Genomic DNA, 19,147 nt, shown 5'->3' with positions numbered 1-19,147 from the left:
TTTAAAACAAATCATCATGAAAAAAATCGCTTTATTACTCGTTTTTACAATTGCATTAACAACAGCATCTGCTCAGACAAAAAAGAAACAAATTTTATTATTGGGAACGTTCCATTTTGAAAACCCTGGATTAGATGTTGCTCAAATAAATACGTTTAATGTAATGTCAGATAAGAGTCAGAAAGAACTGGAAATCATTACCGATAAAATTAAAAAGTTTGGTCCGAATAAAATTTTTGTTGAATGGAATTATCAAAAGCAAGACAAACTGGATAAATTCTATAATAGAAACACGGATAGTTTACTGCATAAAAAAGCAGACGAAATAGTACAACTTGCTTTAAGATCTGCTAAAAAACTAGGTCACAAAAAGTTATACGGAATTGATTATAACAATACTGATTTTCCTTATGACAGTCTGGTAAAAGGAATGACAGCAGCCAATCAGTTTGATTTAATCAAGAAAAATGAGGAATTAATGAAAAAGTACGAAACAGATCAAAATAAAAAAATTGCAAAATATTCTTTGACTGAATTACTCTTGGATGTTAATACAAAAGCCGCTAATGAAGATAATATTAACTGGTATCTTGAAACAGCAATAAAAGGCGGTAAAACAGATAATTTTGTAGGTGCGTATTTGATATCTGAATGGTACAGAAGAAATCTTTATATGTATGCTTTAATTCAGAAATTAACTGAGAGTAAAGACGATAAAATAATGGTTTTATTAGGCGCAGGTCATACGGCAATGATTAGAGAATTTGTAGAACATAATTCTGAATACGAAATTGTAGAATTGGCTACGGTTTTGAAATAGTTCTCTAACCGCTAAGAGATTTAACCGCAAAGAACGCAAGGATTTACGCAAGGTTCGCAAAGCTATTTCAGATATAGCCTTGCGAATTTTGTGCTTTAAAAAAGGTCATAATAACAAATTAAATTGTAAAATATAGCCCGTGGTTTCAACCACGGGAATACAATGCATATCACAATCCACACATCATAATCTTTATATCACAATATATAGATCCCGAAACGTACCCGTGGTTGAAACCACGGGCTATGTTTCTAAAAAAATCGAAAAGCTTTATCAAGTATAGCTTTGCGAACTTTGTGCTTAAAAAAGATCATAATAATAAATTCGGGTGTAAAATATAGCCCGTGGTTTCAACCACGGGAACACAATGCATATCACAATTCACATATCACATATCATAATCTGTAAATCACAATTTGTATATCCCGAAACGTACCCGTGGTTGAAACCACGGGCTATGTTTCTAAAAAAAATCGAAAAGCTTTATCAAGTATAGCTTTGCGAACTTTGCGTTTATATAGATTCTTATAATTAAAAAAAACTTTGCGTGCGTTGCGGTTAAAACTCCCAACGGTTTAAATTAACTTCAAAAAAAAATCCCTCCGAATGATCGGAAGGATTTTCTATATAATTGATTTCTTATTTGATTAAGAAAGCGCAGCTTTAACTTGATCAGCAGCTTCTTGAAACTGAACAGCTGATAAAATTGGCATACCTGAATTGTCAATTAATTCTTTTGCAATTTCAGCATTTGTTCCTTGCAAACGAACGATAATTGGCACATTGATAGCATCACCCATGTTTTTGTAAGCATCAACAACACCTTGAGCAACACGGTCACAACGAACGATTCCTCCAAAAATGTTAATCAAAATAGCTTTTACGTTAGGATCTTTTAAGATAATTCTAAAAGCAGTTTCAACACGTTTTGCATCAGCAGTTCCACCAACGTCTAAGAAGTTAGCAGGCTCAAAACCAGCGTATTTAATTAAATCCATAGTTGCCATTGCAAGACCTGCTCCGTTTACCATACATCCTACAGTACCGTCAAGATCTACATAGTTCAATCCTACTTCTTTAGCTTCAACTTCGATTGGATTCTCCTCACGGATATCTCTCATCTCAGCATATTTTGGTTGTCTGTATAAAGCATTATCATCGATATTAACTTTAGCATCTACAGCCATAATTTTATTATCTGAAGTTTTCAAAACCGGGTTGATTTCAAACATAGAAGCATCAGAACCAATGTAAGCATTGTAAAGTGCATCGATGAATTTCACCATTTCTTTGAAAGCATTTCCTGAAAGACCTAAGTTAAAAGCAATTCTTCTTGCTTGAAAACCTTGTAATCCAACAGAAGGATCAACTTCTTCAGTAAAAATTAAATGAGGGGTGTGCTCAGCAACTTCTTCAATATCCATTCCACCTTCAGTAGAATACATAATCATGTTACGACCAGTAGCTCTATTTAATAAAACAGAAACATAAAATTCAGAAGTTTCACTTTCACCAGGATAGTAAACATCTTCTGCAACTAATACTTTGTTTACTTTTTTACCTTCTGCAGAAGTTTGAGGTGTAATCAATTGCATTCCGATGATTTGTCCAGCAATTTCTTCAACTTGTTGCAAGTTTTTTGCTAACTTAACTCCACCACCTTTTCCACGACCACCTGCGTGAATTTGTGCTTTTATTACGTGCCATCCTGTACCAGTCTCGGCAGTTAATTGTTTTGCAGCAGCCACAGCTTCGACTGCATTGTTAGCCACAATTCCGCGTTGAATGCGTACTCCGTAACTTGCTAAAATTTCTTTTCCTTGATATTCGTGTATGTTCATAATATAGAATTTGTCTGGTTCTGAATTTATTTCAGAATAAAAGTGCGACAAAAGTAGCAAAATTCAACTGAATAGTAAAATCTTTTTCAATTAAAAAACGAGTGAGATATTTATAAAACGTTTATTATTTTTCAATGCAAAGAAATAGTTAACTAAACAATTTGTTAATATTAACTGAAATCCACTAAAACGTTTGATATTTAACAAAAACATCACCGTATTTGCTAGCCTTACGGCGATTTTTCTTAATATATTTTAACAGCCGTTATCATTTTATCAATTCGCAATGGTTAATATAATATTATTATCAATTAAGAAGCGCTTTTCTAATATTACAATAAAAATGTAAGTCAAATTACAATTCCACTACATTATATTTAACGAAATCTTTATTTTTGTAGAAAAAATATCAAGAATGAAAGTTAAAGAACAAGGGCTTTATTTGCCTGAATTTGAACACGACAATTGTGGTGCAGGATTTATTTGTAATTTGAATGGTATTAAATCTAACGATATTATTCACAAAGCATTGGATATCTTAATAAAATTGGAACATCGTGGTGCCGTTAGTTCTGATGGAAGAACTGGAGACGGGGCTGGAATTTTATTCGATATCCCACATGATTTTTTTAAAAAGGTATGTGACTTTGAAATCCCTGAAACACGTGAGTATGCAGTAGGAATGGTTTTTTTACCAAAAAGCAAAAACCAGGTTTCTTTTTGTATCAACACTTTCGAATCGACTATTAAGGATCAGAACTTAAAGATCCTGGGTTGGAGAGATGTGCCTGTTGAAGTAGAAAATTTAGGGCAGATTGCCGCAGAAAAAGAACCAACAGTTAAACAGGTTTTTGTTAGCAAAAACGGTCAGGATTTAACTGAAAACGAATTTAATGCAAAACTTTTTGCAGCTAGAAAAATTGCTGAACATGCCGTAAGAGGATCTAAAACCTCTGAAAGCCATATGTTTTATTTCTCTAGTTTATCGACAACTACCATAATATATAAAGGTCTATTGATGCCGGAAGACATCAGCCGTTATTATGTTGACTTAAAAGATCCGGATTTAGTGACTCGTTTGGCGTTAGTGCACCAACGTTTCTCTACCAATACTTTCCCTTCATGGGAGTTAGCGCAACCGTTTAGATACATGTGTCATAATGGTGAGATCAATACACTTCGTGGAAACGTAAGTCGTATGCGTGCTCGTGAAGAATTGATGGAAAGCAAGGTTTTCGGAAATGATATCAAAAAATTATTCCCAATTATCTTAGAAGGAAAATCAGATTCTGCTTCTATGGATATGGTGGTTGAACTATTATTAATGACAGGTCGTTCATTGCCAGAAGCGATGATGATGGTTGTCCCTGAAGCTTGGGAAAAACACCAGACAATGTCTCCTGAAAAAAGAGCATTCTACGAATTCAACTCCTGTATCATGGAGCCTTGGGATGGTCCTGCTTCTATCCCATTTACAGATGGTAACGTAATTGGTGCGTTATTAGACAGAAATGGTCTTCGTCCTTCTCGTTATACTTTAACAAAAAGCGGTTTTGTAATCATGTCATCAGAAATTGGTGTACTTGATGTTGAGCCGGAAGATGTAGTACAACACGGTCGTTTAGAGCCAGGAAAAATGTTCCTTGTTGACATGAACGAAGGTCGTATTATTGAAGATGATGAGATTAAAAAAGCAATTGTAACCAAACGTCCTTACCAGGAATGGATCGATGCTAACTTGTTGCAATTATCTCAAATTCCGTATACCAATAATCCTACTCCGGTTGAAAAACTTGATTTTCATACCAGACAAAAATTATTTGGTTACACAATCGAAGATTTAAAAACAATCATTAACCCAATGGGAGCTCAGGGCGCTGAAGCCATTAGTTCTATGGGTAACGATACACCATTGGCTGTTTTATCAGATCAGCCGCAATTATTGTACAACTATTTCAAACAATTATTTGCTCAGGTTACCAACCCGCCTTTGGATGGTATTCGTGAAGAAATCATTACCGATATTAGTTTAGCAATTGGTGGAGATTTCAATATTTTCGAAATTGAATCGAAACAATGTAAAAAACTGAAAATCCAGAATCCGGTTATTTCGAATGAGGATTTAGATAAAATCAGAAACATTGATCACGCAGATTTCAAATCGGCTACTATTTCTACTTTATACAAAATAGAAAAAGGAGTTAACGGTTTAGAGCGCGCGCTTGAAAAATGTGTTCAGGCAACTTTTAAAGCTGTTTCTGAAGGATGTAACATCATCATTTTATCAGACAGAGGCGTAAGCGAAGAATTGGCTCCAATACCAATGTTATTGGCTTGTTCTTACATTCACCACTCTTTGAATATTTTACAGGTACGTTCTAAATTCGGAATCATAATCGAATCTGCAGAACCTCGTGAGCCACATCACTTTGCTTTATTGTTCGGATACGGTGCAAGCGCCATCAACCCTTACATGGTAAACGAAATCATTCACGATCAGGTAAACCAGGGATTCATTACAGGAGTAAAAGCTGATTATGCTATTGTAAATTACAATAAAGCAATCGCAAAAGGTATTCTTAAAATCATGAACAAAATTGGTATCTCGACTTTACATTCGTACAGAGCTGCTCAAATTTTCGAGATTTTAGGTTTAAATAAAACTTTCACTAGTAAATATTTCCCTTACACTCCTTCAAGAATCGAAGGAATTGGTTTGATGGAAGTAGAAAAAGAAGTGAAGAAACGTTTCCAAAAAGCATTTCCAAATTCTAAAATTGCCAACTTGCTTTCTTTAGAAATTGGAGGTATTTACAGATGGAGACGTGGCGGAGAAAAACACATGTTTAACCCGACAACTATTTCTAAACTACAACAGGCAGTTCGTTTAAACAGCCCGGAAAGTTATAAAGAATACTCTAACATGGTCAATGAGCAAAGCTCAAACTTAATGACAATTAGAGGTTTATTCGAATTTAATAATTTAGATCCAATTTCTATTGATGAAGTAGAGCCTTGGACAGAAATTGTAAAAAAATTCAAAACGGGTGCAATGTCTTACGGATCTATCAGTAGAGAAGCACACGAGAATTTAGCGATTGCAATGAACAGAATTGGCGGAAAAAGTAACTCTGGAGAAGGTGGAGAAGATCCTAAACGTTTCCAGAAAGAAATTAACGGAGATTCCAGAAACAGTGCGATCAAACAAGTTGCATCAGGACGTTTTGGGGTTTCGATCAACTATTTGACAAACGCTAAAGAAATCCAGATTAAAATGGCTCAGGGTGCAAAACCTGGAGAAGGTGGTCAGTTACCTGGAGAAAAAGTAGTGCCTTGGATTGCTGAAACCAGAAACTCTACGCCATATGTAGGTTTGATTTCGCCTCCACCTCACCACGATATTTATTCTATTGAGGATTTATCGCAATTGATTTACGATTTAAAAAATGCGAATCGTGAAGCGCGTATCAACGTAAAATTAGTTTCTGAAGTTGGAGTTGGAACTATCGCTGCCGGTGTTGCTAAAGCAAAAGCTGACGTAATCCTGATTTCAGGTTATGATGGAGGAACTGGTGCTGCACCATTGACATCGTTACAACACACAGGTATTCCGTGGGAACTTGGATTAGCTGAAGCACAACAAACTTTGATCTTAAATGATTTAAGAAGCCGTGTAGTTTTAGAGTGTGACGGACAATTGAAAACAGGGCGTGATGTAGCTATCGCTGCATTATTAGGAGCCGAAGAATTTGGTTTTGCTACTGCCCCACTTGTAGCTTCTGGTTGTATCATGATGAGAGCTTGTCACTTGAATACTTGCCCGGTTGGTATTGCTACTCAGGATCCTGAATTGAGAAAAAATTTCAAAGGAACTCCGGAGCACGTTATTAACTTCATGTATTTTATTGCTGAAGAATTAAGAGAAATCATGGCGCAATTAGGTTTCAGAACCTTAAAAGAAATGGTTGGTCAGTCACAAAAATTAAATGTGAACAAAGCGATCAAACATTACAAAGCAAATGGTTTAGACTTATCATCAATTCTATACAAACCTGAAAAAGCTAAAACACAGCCAATTCACAATACAACTGAGCAAGATCACGATTTAGACAATGTATTGGATTTTGCCATTATCAAAGAAGCAATTCCTTCTATTTATAGAAAAGAAAAAACAAGAGTTACATTTAAAATTAAAAATACAGACCGTTCTGTAGGTGCTATTTTGAGTAATGAAATCTCAAAAATATATGGCGCACAAGGTTTACCTGATGACACTATTTTAGTTGATTTTGAAGGTTCTGCCGGACAAAGTTTTGGTGCTTTTGCCACAAACGGATTGTCGTTTAAAATTCACGGAAACTGTAATGATTATTTAGGAAAAGGTCTTTCTGGAGGAAAACTAATTGTAAAAGTACCTCCTACAGCAACTTTTAGCCCTGAAGACAATATCATTATCGGAAACGTTGCCCTTTACGGAGCTATTACCGGAGAGGCTTATATTAATGGAATAGCCGGTGAGCGTTTTTGTGTGAGAAATTCTGGAGCAACTGCTGTTGTTGAAGGAATTGGAGATCACGGATGCGAGTACATGACTGGTGGTACAGTGGTTGTTTTAGGAAAAACAGGAAGAAACTTCGCAGCAGGTATGAGCGGTGGTGTTGCTTATGTTTACGATCCGCGTCAAAAATTCGATTCTACAGTATGTAACATGGAAATGGTTGCATTTGACCCAATCGAAGAAGAAGATGTAATCAAACTAAGACGATTGATCAAAAATCATTCATTGTACACTAGCAGTCCATTAGCAAAAAGAATTTTAGCAGACTGGGAAAATGAACAAAACAATTTCGTAAAAGTAATGCCAACTGATTACAAAAAAGCATTACAACGAATTGCAGAAGAGAAAAAAATAGAAGAATTAATAGCTGATTAAAAGGTTCTGAGTTACAAAGGTGCAGAGGTACTAAGGTTGAGTTTCTCAACTCACTTCTCACATCTCAATCTCACAACTAAATTTAATAAAAATGTCATGGGTAAAATAGGCGGATTTAAAGAATATAACAGAGCCGACGAAAGTAATTTAGCAGTAGCAGAACGTGTTTCGAACTACAATGAATTTACCATTCCGTTAGCAAAAGATAAAATAAAAGAACAAGGTTCAAGATGTATGGATTGTGGTATTCCTTTTTGCCACAGCGCTTGTCCGTTAGGAAATTTAATTCCTGACTTCAACGACATGGTGCATCAGGAAGAATGGCAAAGTGCTTTAGAGATTTTACAATCTACTAATAACTTTCCGGAATTTACAGGTCGCTTATGCCCTGCTCCATGTGAGAAATCATGTGTATTAGGAATCATCAAAGAACCAGTTGCAATCGAAAACATCGAGAAAAACATCATCGAAAGAGGTTTTGCCGAAGGATGGATCAAACCACAAGCACCAAAAACCAGAACAGGAAAAACTGTAGCCGTTATTGGTTCAGGTCCTGCAGGTTTAGCAGCAGCTCAACAATTAAACAGAGCCGGTCACACGGTAACTGTTTTCGAAAGAGACAATGCAATTGGAGGTTTGTTACGTTACGGAATTCCTAATTTTAAATTAGAAAAAGGAATCATCGACAGACGTGTAGCTATTCTTGAAGCTGAAGGAATTACTTTTAAAACAAATGTAAACGTTGGTGTTAACTTTAGCGTAGACGAATTAAACACTTTTGATTCTATCGTATTATGCGGTGGAGCAACAGAAAGAAGAAGTTTACCAACTAAAGGTATCGAAAGCAAAGGCGTTGTTCAGGCAATGGATTTCCTTACACAACAAACTAAAGTTTTATTTGGAGAATCAGTTCCAGATCAGGTTATGGCAACCGGAAAAGATGTTATCGTAATTGGTGGTGGAGATACAGGATCTGACTGTATTGGTACATCAAACCGTCACGGAGCAAAATCGGTAACAAATTTTGAGATTTTACCAAAACCTCCGGTTGGAAGAAGCGAGTCTACGCCATGGCCTTTCTGGCCGTTGCAATTAAAAACTTCATCTTCTCACGAAGAAGGTTGCGACAGAAACTGGTTAATCAATACTAAAGAATTCTTATCTAACGAAAAAGGAGAATTAGTAGGATTAAAAACTGTTGAAGTACAATGGAAAATGACTCCGGGTCACCGTCCTGAATTAATCGAAAAAGAAGGTTCAGAGAAAATCTGGCCTTGCGATTTGGCCTTATTGGCTTTAGGATTTACAGGTCCTGAGAAAACTTTAAGCGACCAGTTAGGTCTTGAAGTTGATTTTAGAAGTAATTACAAAGCAACTAATTATCAAACAAACGTTCCGCACATTTTCACTGCTGGTGATATGCGTCGCGGACAATCATTAATTGTATGGGCTATTTCAGAAGGTCGCGAAGCAGCAAGAGAAGTAGATTTGTACTTAATGGGCTCTACTAACTTGCCAACCAAAGGAAACGGAGACTTACCAAGTTTGTAATTTTTTGAGGTTCTGAGATACTGAGCTACTAAGGTTCTAAGTTTTTCTCTTAGTATTTTAAATCTCACGAACATAAAAAAGATTAAAACATCAAATCTTTATTCCTATAAACAACATAACTACTAACAAACCCTTGAATTTATATTCAGGGGTTTTGTTTTTTAAATTAGCCCACAGATTAAACAGATTAACGCGGTTTTTATAAAAGAATCCAATATTCAAATATAGCCTGTGGTTTCAACCACAGGAAAGCAATATATGACTACACACAATCCAAACTTTCCTCATAGCTGAAACCACGAGCTATGTACATTGAGATCCTGCATTGCTTTCCTGTGGTTGAAACCACAGGCTATATTTATGAACAAGCTAGTAAATCGCTAATTCTTTTAGATTTTTTTTAATTAATAAGCTAGAATCTCAGAAACTTAGCAGCTTTTTTTCGCTAATTTTCACTAATTTAGATTGGGTTTATTTTTTACAACAACAAATTAGTGAACAATTTTACTAGGCACGCATTGTAATTTTATAAAAACCCATTTTAAGTCGATTTTTGTTTAAAAACAAACAATTTGTTATAATTTGTTATTTTTCTACAATTAATTTGCCGTTAGTCAAAAGTGTAATAACTTTGCTCAAAATAGTTTAAAAATGCAAGCAAAAGATTTACTGCAGTTAGCAGACCAATTTGGAAGTCCATTATATGTTTATGATGCCGAAAAAATCCAATCTCAGTACAATAGGTTAACTAAAGCTTTCTCTAAGGTAGAAAACTTAAGAGTTAATTATGCCATGAAGGCATTGTCAAACGTTGCGATTCTTCAGTTATTAAAGAACATGGGGTCTGGTTTAGATACTGTATCAATTCAAGAAGTTTTATTAGGACTTCATGCTGGCTATGATCCTGACAAAATTTTCTTTACACCAAACGGAGTTTCTCTTGAAGAAATCGAAGAAGTTGCCGCAATGGGTGTACAAATCAATATTGATAACTTATCTATTCTGGAGCAATTCGGAACAAAATATCCACAAATTCCGGTATGTATTCGTATCAATCCGCACGTAATGGCGGGTGGAAACGCTAATATTTCGGTAGGACACATCGATAGTAAATTCGGAATCTCTGTTCACCAAATTCCGCATATCTTGCGAATTGTAGAGAACACAAAAATGAGCATCGTAGGAATTCACATGCACACAGGATCTGATATCCTTGATATCGAAGTATTCTTGTACGCTGCCGAAATCTTGTTTGATACTGCAAAACACTTCAAAGATCTTGAGTTTTTAGATTTCGGAAGCGGATTTAAAGTACCTTACAAAAAAGACGATATCGAAACCGACATCGAAGAATTAGGTAAAAAATTATCAAAAAGATTCAATGCATTCTGTACAGAATACGGTAGAGATTTAACCTTGATTTTCGAACCAGGAAAATTCCTAGTGAGCGAAGCAGGTTTCTTCTTAGCAAAAGTAAACGTAGTAAAACAAACAACATCAACAGTTTTTGCCGGAATCGATAGTGGTTTCAACCACTTAATCCGTCCTATGTTTTATGGTTCACAACACTATATTGAGAATATCTCAAACCCAAAAGGAAAAGAGCGTTTTTACTCCGTTGTAGGATACATTTGCGAGACTGATACTTTCGCCAACAACCGCAGAATTTCAGAAATTACCGAAGGTGATATCTTAGCGTTCAGAAACGCCGGAGCATACTGTTTCTCTATGGCATCGAACTATAACTCAAGATACAAACCAGCGGAAGTTTTATGGAAAGACGGTAAAGGAATCTTAATTCGTCAACACGAAACATTCGAAGATTTACTTAAAAATCAAATTCCGTTGCCACAAGAAGTTGCTGCAACAGTTTAAAATAAAAAAAAAGAGAATATCTATTGAATCCCGTTTCTTAATTGAGGCGGGATTTTTTTATTGTAGATTTTTGATTTTAGAGTTTAGATTGGTAAACGTTTGTCAGGCTGAGCGATCCCGAGGCTCCTGGAGGAGCCCCGCAAAGTTGAATTACCAATAATAGAACACGGATAACACAGATTCGCTTCGCGAAAACACGGATTAAAACGGATTTTTTATCATAATATTCTAGATCCAATTTTGTCATCTTCGAAGTCAAAGTTCACACAAAGTAACCCCATGATTGTCTCCCGCTGGCGCCAGCGTCCCGCTCGTGAACACAAGCCTCATAAATACTGAAATTAAAAACTTTTCGGGCACGAGCGAGACGCTCGTGCTAGCATATTTTATTCTTCAACAAAAAATCAAAATTAAAAAACTGCACTTCTAGCGCAGCGCACCACTCTGTCAGCACAGCGATGACAAACTTTACAAAACTTCCTTAATATAACAAACCCGACAGGTTTTAACAACCTGTCGGGTTTAATACATCTTTTGATGCAATAAAAATGAGGGAGCCAGTAACTCCCTCATCTGGTACAACAATAAAAAGAAAACAATGAATTTTAAAAAATTGTTGTATTTACGGTAACATAGCAGTATTCAGGGGGCGTTATTTATTACTACCAGAAACTACTTCGCTTGTATTTTTACTATTATCTTAAATTAATTCAGGATCCCGGTATCGATTAACTTTGCATAACGACCTGTTATTTTGTTATTAGCATCTATGGTAAAAAATGTTGGGGTTCCAATAATACCGTAATTTAGAAAATTTTCTCCCTTAAAGCCTTTATAATCACAAAGGTTTTCTGACCACGGAAATTCATGACCATGGCCTTCTCCGGCTTCTTTGGTCATATCTGCCGCAACAGTAATTACTTCGTAGCCTTTATCTTTTACGATTGGGTAATTGCCCAATAACTGGTGTATTTCGTTCTCGCAGTTGTTGCATCCTGATTCGTAGAAAAATAACAATGTTTTTTTATTGATTGTTTTTTTGCCTGCCGGTGTTTGCAAAGCCGGAGCTGCTGCATCAATAGCAAGATCATTCATGGCACTTATTAAGCGATTACCTGGTTTTTCGACTTTGCCCGATGCTGCTATATATTTCCCTAAGTCGCTTACCATATAATCTTTACCTGCTTTGGCAAATAAACCTACCATCTTGTCTGCAAAGGCAGTATATACGGTTTTGTTGCTGATTCGCGCAAGAATAGCTTTGGTATCTTCATACCATACCGTATCATCTTTTAAGCCATATTGCATCATCTGGCTCCAGTTCTCGATTAGTGGGCTCCATAAACCACTGGTATATAGATTCTCAAAATCGAGTTTGTCTTTTATAAAGGGTTTGTATTGTTTTATCAAATCTTCCTGAGTCATCTCAGGAGTACTGCCTGCACCCATTAAAAAATTAACTGCCTCGCAGAAGCGTGCTGCGCATAGCGGGCTTTGTGCTATGCCCGTTTGCTGAGCTCTATAAGCATCGCCTAATTGTTCTTTTTCTTTCTCGAAAACAGCATATAAAGCGTCCTCTTTTTTATAGACCTGTACTGCAGTAGCTGTAATAGCTAATTTATTTAGTATTATTTTTTGCTGCTGCATAGCATTTAAAAAATCATTTTCCGGTGAACCTGTAAATTTTACATTTTCATTGCTAATTTGTGTCTCTGTGCCGGTAACCGAGAAATTCTCGTTGTTTACAACCAAATCAATGCCTCCGCCAGCCGCAAGGGTAAACTTTGCGATGCCTTTATAGTTTTTTTGCGTTTTAGGCAATGTAATTACAGCTTTGCCCGCTGCATCGAGTTTGCCCTTGGCAATGGTATCCTGTTTATCTCCTTTTGCCAGTGTATAGCTATACGCTGCATGGGCAAAATTAGAAAAATGAAACTGAACCGTTTGCGCTTGTACCGTAACCATTGCCAGAACAGTTATAACAGTTGTTATTAATTTTTTCATCTTTTAATATTTTATCTTATTATTCAAGCTAAAATTTTCATTTATCTTTTTTTAAATACATAATACAAGAAATTGATTATAAATTATAATTCTTGTTTAAACACTATACGGGCAGGAAATGAAAAGCGCAGGGCTAATTTTTTTATTGTTAGGGAGAGTTTTTTTGTGATCTCTCCCTATTTATTTAAAACTGAACTATTAATTTATGAATATCTAGTTTTAATTCTCTTCAATACAGCGTACAGAAAATGCCATCCTACCTGTCATTGCATTAGTAGTATCGACTCTATCACTCAAGACAACTAAAGCCGCGGCATACTGAAAAGGATTACTGCCGGTTATAAACTCGCTACTCCAATAGTAAGCCTTTGTTCCATAGCTATTCCATGTAGAAGGATTGCTATCACCAACTAAACCGGAACTTGGTAAAAATAAAGATTGTCCAACTAATACACCATTCATAGAATTTCCGTTTACTACCTTCGAAGTATTATTTTGTACTACCCCTTGCCACTCCTTCTCACTAGGTACACGATATCCTGTTGGGCAGGGATCGTTACCCGTTTTGGTAACATTCCATGACCCTATAGACCCATGGGAAACACTATTTACAATAGACTTATCTGGTCCGTATACTGTTGCAAATGGACTTTTCACACCCCACGCATAATAATAGCCAACCAAACCTGGAACAGGAATAAATGGATCAAGAGACTGATCAGCTCCTAAATTATGGCACATAAAATTTTTCCATACTGCAGGACTTATCATCGCCCCACAACAGCTACAATCTTTTATTTTGGCAGTCAATTTTACTTGCACGTCTTGCGAACCATTAAAATAAACAGCATAAATATCTAAAGAAAGAGCACTTTGAGTATCTTTTCCCCTTGCTGTACCTTGTCCTCCTGAACCGCTGCTTAACGTATTTTTATATACTATTGTAGCCGTATTGCCATTAGTTGCAATCGACTGAACAATCTGACCCGAAAGCGATTCTACATATTTAAAACGAACATTACTTACATTCCCACTAGGCGCAAAAGTATACGTTTGCGTATTGATAGCTGTTAAATTGAAATCAGCTTTACCAGATAAACGAGAAGCCAGTATACCACAACTACTTCCGCCATCCGTTTCTGCAATATCAAAACAAGTTCTTCCGCTTAGCGTACCTGTTCCTACCGGCAAATTATCCGGATTTACTTCTGTCACCACTGTAAATACAGGTGATGTTGCTTTTAAGTTTCCTTCGCAACCATTGGTTACGATACAATACAAATAAGTTGTACCAGTTGTAGATGGAGTGTAAGCAAATGAAGCTGTTGTTGCGCCACCTGTAGGATTACCTCCTGAAGTACTTGCAGAAGTATTTGTAAACCATTGATACGTTGGGCTCACACCGTTTGTTACCCCTACTCCTACAGTAGCACTTGATCCTTGTGTTATATTTTGCGATAATGCTGTTTGTGCTGTAAGCACAGGTGTAGGACACGCGCTATTCATGATAATAGTACCTGTTAACTCTACAGATGTACCACAATTGTTTACAGCCTTCACTTTAATATTTAGATAAGTACCATCTGCTCCTGCAGCAGGAAGTTTTATTGATACACTTGCTCCTGAACCCACAATTGTTGCTCCGTTATCTGCTGTCCAGCTGTAAGATACTGCAGGACCAAATTCAATGCCAGTTTGTACTGTTACTGTTGCGCCATAAGTAGCTGAAGCGGGTTTAGACGTCCAGGAAAGTACCGGTAAACTTGAAACATTTACTGCAATTACTTTTGTTGCCAGAGTACTTGTACATCCTGATGCATTGGTAACACTTGCTGTATATACCACACCAGGGGTTGTTACTGTAATTGTTGGTGCAGTTTCTTCCATCTTTACACCGTCTTTATACCAAGTATAAGTATAAATCCCTGAAACTGCCGGAACAATGGTTAAATCTGATGTACCATCGCAAAGTGTTGCATTACCGGTAATATTAGGCTGTCCCGGAGTAGTACCGCTAGTGATGTTTTTTTCGATTACATTTGCCTCAGCAGAACATTTTGCTCCTGTATTATCTGTAGCAACCATACGCAAAGTAAGCGTTGCCTGGGAACTTGGTACAATAAATGGGTTAGAAGCTATAACTTCATTACCATTGTACCAGGTATAGGTAACATTTGCATCTTTATTGGCAACACTTAAATCTAAAGATCCGCCAGCACAAAATGATGTAAAAGTTGTTAATTCCTTTCCGTTTACCAGTACATTTCTTGAAGCAAGTGGTACCTGACCTGTAGCCTGGCTTTTAGTAATCGTAATATTGTTGGAAGGTTTAGAATAACAGCTTCCGTCTTTTACTGCTGCAAACCATTCTCCTAAATTACTGTCTCCGCTTAAGGTTACTGTTGCACCAGATTTTTCTTCGACACCATTATGTAGCCAAACTATGTTTCCGGTACTTCCAGATGCAGAAAGTGTAACAGAGTTTGTACCACAAAGCACTCCATTATTTGATGCAATAATTGAAAGATTAACTGATGTTGCAGTTCCGGATTCTGTAATAGCACGTTTGTTGGCTGCATTGGTATTACAACCTACAGCGCCCATAGAGATATTATATTCTCCTTTTTGAGTTGCAATAAAATAAGAAACACCACGTGCTACCTCGACACCGTTACGGGTCCAGATTAATTTATCAAGGTTTGCTGTATTAGAAGGAACAGATAAATAAACCGCTCCGCCTGTGCATAAAGATAAAGCTGCACTTGATGGTGTTATATTAGGTGTGCTGTAAGACATAGAATTACAACTTACACCATCTTGAGAGAATAAAAATTCTTTATACAAACTCGTGCAAGTACTAGTAACACGTATCAAAACGGTATGTGTATTTACTGTTTCGTTTTGTCCAAAAGCTACTTTAAAACTTCCGCTAACCTGATCCAAATCAACTAATGATGCATATTCTCCACCTGAAACAATTGCAATATTAAACGGTCCGTCAGGACAATCAACATCCTCAATTTTAAAAGTCTGATCGCAACCAGATCCATCAACTGCCACGTTTAAACATGGCTGAGGGCTAATGGTAGTTTGAGAAGTTCCCTCACACAAACTTACCCAACGGGCTTTGTTCCAATACTCGACACAACCGGTCGTTTTATTATAGATTGTAAGACCTTCTCCTTTATCATTATTTTTTACAGCAAAAGCATTACGCTCTGCAGTTGTCATTTGAGGCAATCGAAGTCCTCCTTTATTCGCCAATTCTAAAACAGCAAAAGGTTCCACAGGCTTATTAACTCCTATAACGATTTGCGCATTTATACTCCCTGAAAATAATATGACCGTAAACCAAAGCCATACATAAAATAATTTTCTCTTCATTATCTTTTCTATTTATTAAAAAATGCTGGACTTTTAATTCTGGTAAGCGAGCTTACACTTTATAAAGAGGAACTTTTTTTTACAGTCCTGGCAAAACTTGCACTGTTGTAAATAAGTCCCTCATTTATCAAAGTAAAAAAGACCAAATTGTAATCATTTAATTCTGGCTGTTATACAACCAATTCCTCACATAAACCTGCACTTGGCAAATCGATGAATGTTTTTATGTTATCTCATTTTCATATGTTTCCATTATTAAATTATTCTTCAATTTTTACTATAGTCTTTTTAAGGCACACAGCAGTTTTACAATTTGGCTGACTGAACAGCCAGTGCCCTTTTTGATTCTTTATCAAGTTTATAATATTCTGCTTTCAATATATCAGGAATAATACCCAGACGATCCCCTCTTATTGACTTACGGATATAATCAAGAGAATATCCATGTCTTTCCTGTATAATCTTTAGTACATCGTGATTATAACTTGGTTTTGTTTTTATATTTTTGTCCATAGCCATGTTTGTATTAAAGTGCGGACAAATTTAAGTAATAAAATTCCTATTTTCCTAATTTATGAGTAATATATTTCCTAATATAAAAGAAAGAGTCTTGTATTTGATTCTACAAAAGGGATACAAGCGGGAAGAATTCTTTAGAATCATAGGAATGACGTACGGAAATTTTACAGGGAAAGCGAAAGAAACTCCTTTAAACTCCAGCGCCTTAAGTAATATATTACTCGAAATACCAGATGTTAACCCAGAATGGCTTATTACCGGAAATGGAGAAATGTTGAAAGAAGGCACAAAAACCATGATTTCTGAAACACAAACACATACCGAAACAGAAAAACAGAAAGAAATTCCGTTAATTTCTATTGATTCGATAAGCAGCTATAATGAAATTGATAATAAAAAAACAGAGGGCATTGCTATAAATCAATACAAAATTCCGGAGCTGGAAGGAAAAGGTGTCAAATATCTTATTAGAAATTCTGGTTCGTCTATGCAGCCTTTGTATAATAACGGAGATTTATTAGCCTGTAAACCTTTATCTGATATATCTTTTTTTCAATGGGGCAAAACTTATGTTCTCGAGACAGAACAAGGAACGATTGTTAAGAGATTATTTCCTTGTCAGGACGACAGCGAATCTATAGAATGCCACTCAGATAATTCAATAAATTATCCTCCTTTTACAATTCCTAAATCTTCTATTATAAATGTAGCCATTGTGGTTGGTGTAATTCGTTTGGAGTAAGAGTTGAATAAAGATTATCACTATCTGTTATTTCGAAGAATGAGTCTCAAACGATAGTAACTGGAGAAGTAAAATCATATTAGAAATTCAGTAAAGAAGTTCTTCAATCTTTGTCTAGTTTCTCGTGGAGATTTCTCTTCCCGAGCTCAATCGACAATATTAGAACACGGATGACGCGGATTCACTTCGCGAAAACACGGATTAAACGGATTTTTTTATCATAACGCACAACGAATTAAATCAAAAGTGGGAATTGCCCTGAAAGGGCTAAAGAAAGTTGAGAATAAAGATTCAAAGAAAAAGCGGGTTTATAAGAGAATGCATTTAAAATATGGTAAACGTGATTTTTGAAATTATGCTTCCGCCCTTACAGGGCTTAAAATTATAATCGTTTTTCATTCATAGTGCTTCGCACCATGCTATTGCTAAGGCTCTTTCAGAGCAACAAGATTCCAACCCTTATAGTGAGACGTTCGAGCTAGCATGCTAATATTTTTTTCTCAACAAAAAATCCAAACTCAAATAAAAAAAACTATTTTAGCTCAACAAACCTAACCCCAAAAAAACCATGAAAATTACGATTGCCCTGTCGGTATTATTCTTGTCATTTACTACTACTCTGTTCAGCCAGACACTTGCTGATTTAAAACTAAAAAACAAAGAAATCCCTAAAGGCTATACTTTTAACGACGGTAATATCTGCGTTACTCTTCAAGCCTGCAACTTTTATACTGATATCGAAACATTGTTGGAATCGTAAAAAGCAAACAAATTCAAAGTTTTAAAAACAAAGCTGATAGCGGATCTATTATGTATTTTGAATTCGAACATACCTTTAAAGGCGATAGATTTCTACAAGGATTATTGTGGGGAAAAGACGGTCAGCCTACTGATGAACGCCCGGAAGAATATCTTGCAAAAGGAAAATTCCTGATCATCTGGAGTTTTCATCCTGACAGTAAAATCAAAGAAAAATCAGAAGCTAAAATAGAGGCGCTTTTGCAATAATTAAGTTTATACACTAATACTCAAAATTGAATGCAAATAAAATTTATACTGTCAATTCTATTTATTTTCTTTTCGCTTTCAATTTTCAGCATGAATATGTCCAAATCATTAAAAGACACAATTCAAAATGAAGAGAAATATTCAAATGAAAGCATACACCTAAAAACAGAAAGAGTTGAAAAGAAACGAAAATTTCTTTTTTGGAAATTGCATCATAAAAAGATAATTATTACTGATCGGGTAATTACTACAGATCGAAAATTAATAGTAAAGACGCGTTCTATTCATATTTGTTCTCTCGACGCTTGCGATACTAGAAAATTTCGTCGTATAAAAATTATAAAGAACGAAATATGGATATTTCGATATAACACAGACCCAGAAAAAGCAATAATAAAACGATATGATTCTTATGGAAATTTTTTAAGTACGGAAAATTGGGATCAAAAAAAATCTTTTGAAGATTATTA

Annotated in this window: 11 protein-coding genes; 7 read left to right on the top strand and 4 right to left on the bottom strand. The window is 35.8% G+C overall.

The annotated features are described in order from the left end of the window. Window positions 1–16: 16 nt before the first annotated feature. Entirely contained in the window at window positions 17–820 is an 804-nt protein-coding gene (locus tag L0669_RS11085; protein ID WP_263763495.1) for a DUF5694 domain-containing protein, read from the top strand. Between the two features lie 647 nt (window positions 821–1,467). Here L0669_RS11085 and sucC read toward each other — a convergent pair. Continuing rightward, window positions 1,468–2,661, bottom strand: coding sequence for an ADP-forming succinate--CoA ligase subunit beta (gene sucC / locus L0669_RS11080; protein ID WP_031453708.1), 1,194 nt, complete (start codon window positions 2,659–2,661; stop codon window positions 1,468–1,470). Between the two features lie 415 nt (window positions 2,662–3,076). Between sucC and gltB the strand changes: the two genes are divergently transcribed. From gltB to lysA, 3 genes are all read left to right on the top strand, one after another. Continuing rightward, on the top strand, window positions 3,077–7,594 hold the full coding sequence (gene gltB, locus L0669_RS11075) for a glutamate synthase large subunit (RefSeq protein ID WP_263763493.1): 4,518 nt from the start codon (window positions 3,077–3,079) through the stop codon (window positions 7,592–7,594). A gap of 96 nt (window positions 7,595–7,690) precedes the next feature. Next, entirely contained in the window at window positions 7,691–9,145 is a 1,455-nt protein-coding gene (locus L0669_RS11070) for a glutamate synthase subunit beta (RefSeq protein ID WP_263763491.1), read from the top strand. 651 nt (window positions 9,146–9,796) lie between these two features. After that, window positions 9,797–11,020 carry a diaminopimelate decarboxylase gene (lysA, locus tag L0669_RS11065; RefSeq protein ID WP_194616396.1) on the top strand — a complete coding sequence of 408 codons (1,224 nt, stop codon included), beginning with the start codon at window positions 9,797–9,799 and terminating at the stop codon, window positions 11,018–11,020. A gap of 705 nt (window positions 11,021–11,725) precedes the next feature. Here the strand turns inward: lysA and L0669_RS11060 are convergent. From L0669_RS11060 to L0669_RS11050, 3 genes are all read right to left on the bottom strand, one after another. Further along, the gene (locus L0669_RS11060; RefSeq protein ID WP_263763489.1) at window positions 11,726–13,024 is read right to left on the bottom strand and encodes a peroxiredoxin family protein; all 1,299 of its coding nucleotides are present in this window, start codon (window positions 13,022–13,024) and stop codon (window positions 11,726–11,728) included. 219 nt (window positions 13,025–13,243) lie between these two features. Next, a complete protein-coding gene (locus L0669_RS11055; protein WP_263763487.1) occupies window positions 13,244–16,408 on the bottom strand; it encodes a hypothetical protein in 3,165 nt (1,054 codons plus the stop codon). A 306-nt stretch (window positions 16,409–16,714) separates the two neighbouring features. Then, window positions 16,715–16,921 (bottom strand): hypothetical protein, encoded by a 207-nt coding sequence (locus L0669_RS11050; protein ID WP_263763485.1) that lies wholly within the window; start codon window positions 16,919–16,921, stop codon window positions 16,715–16,717. A 61-nt stretch (window positions 16,922–16,982) separates the two neighbouring features. Between L0669_RS11050 and L0669_RS11045 the strand changes: the two genes are divergently transcribed. The 3 genes from L0669_RS11045 (at window position 16,983) to L0669_RS11035 (ending at window position 18,677) form a co-directional block, all read left to right on the top strand. Next, the gene (locus L0669_RS11045; protein ID WP_263763474.1) at window positions 16,983–17,669 is read left to right on the top strand and encodes a S24 family peptidase; all 687 of its coding nucleotides are present in this window, start codon (window positions 16,983–16,985) and stop codon (window positions 17,667–17,669) included. A 568-nt stretch (window positions 17,670–18,237) separates the two neighbouring features. After that, on the top strand, window positions 18,238–18,429 hold the full coding sequence (locus L0669_RS11040) for a hypothetical protein (RefSeq protein ID WP_263763472.1): 192 nt from the start codon (window positions 18,238–18,240) through the stop codon (window positions 18,427–18,429). Window positions 18,430–18,479: 50 nt separating this feature from the next. Beyond that, window positions 18,480–18,677, top strand: coding sequence for a hypothetical protein (locus L0669_RS11035; RefSeq protein WP_263763470.1), 198 nt, complete (start codon window positions 18,480–18,482; stop codon window positions 18,675–18,677). Window positions 18,678–19,147: the final 470 nt, after the last annotated feature.

The organism is Flavobacterium bizetiae (assembly GCF_024271895.1).
GTDB classification, from domain to species: domain Bacteria; phylum Bacteroidota; class Bacteroidia; order Flavobacteriales; family Flavobacteriaceae; genus Flavobacterium; species Flavobacterium bizetiae.
This window is presented reverse-complemented; position numbering and strand designations above follow the sequence as displayed.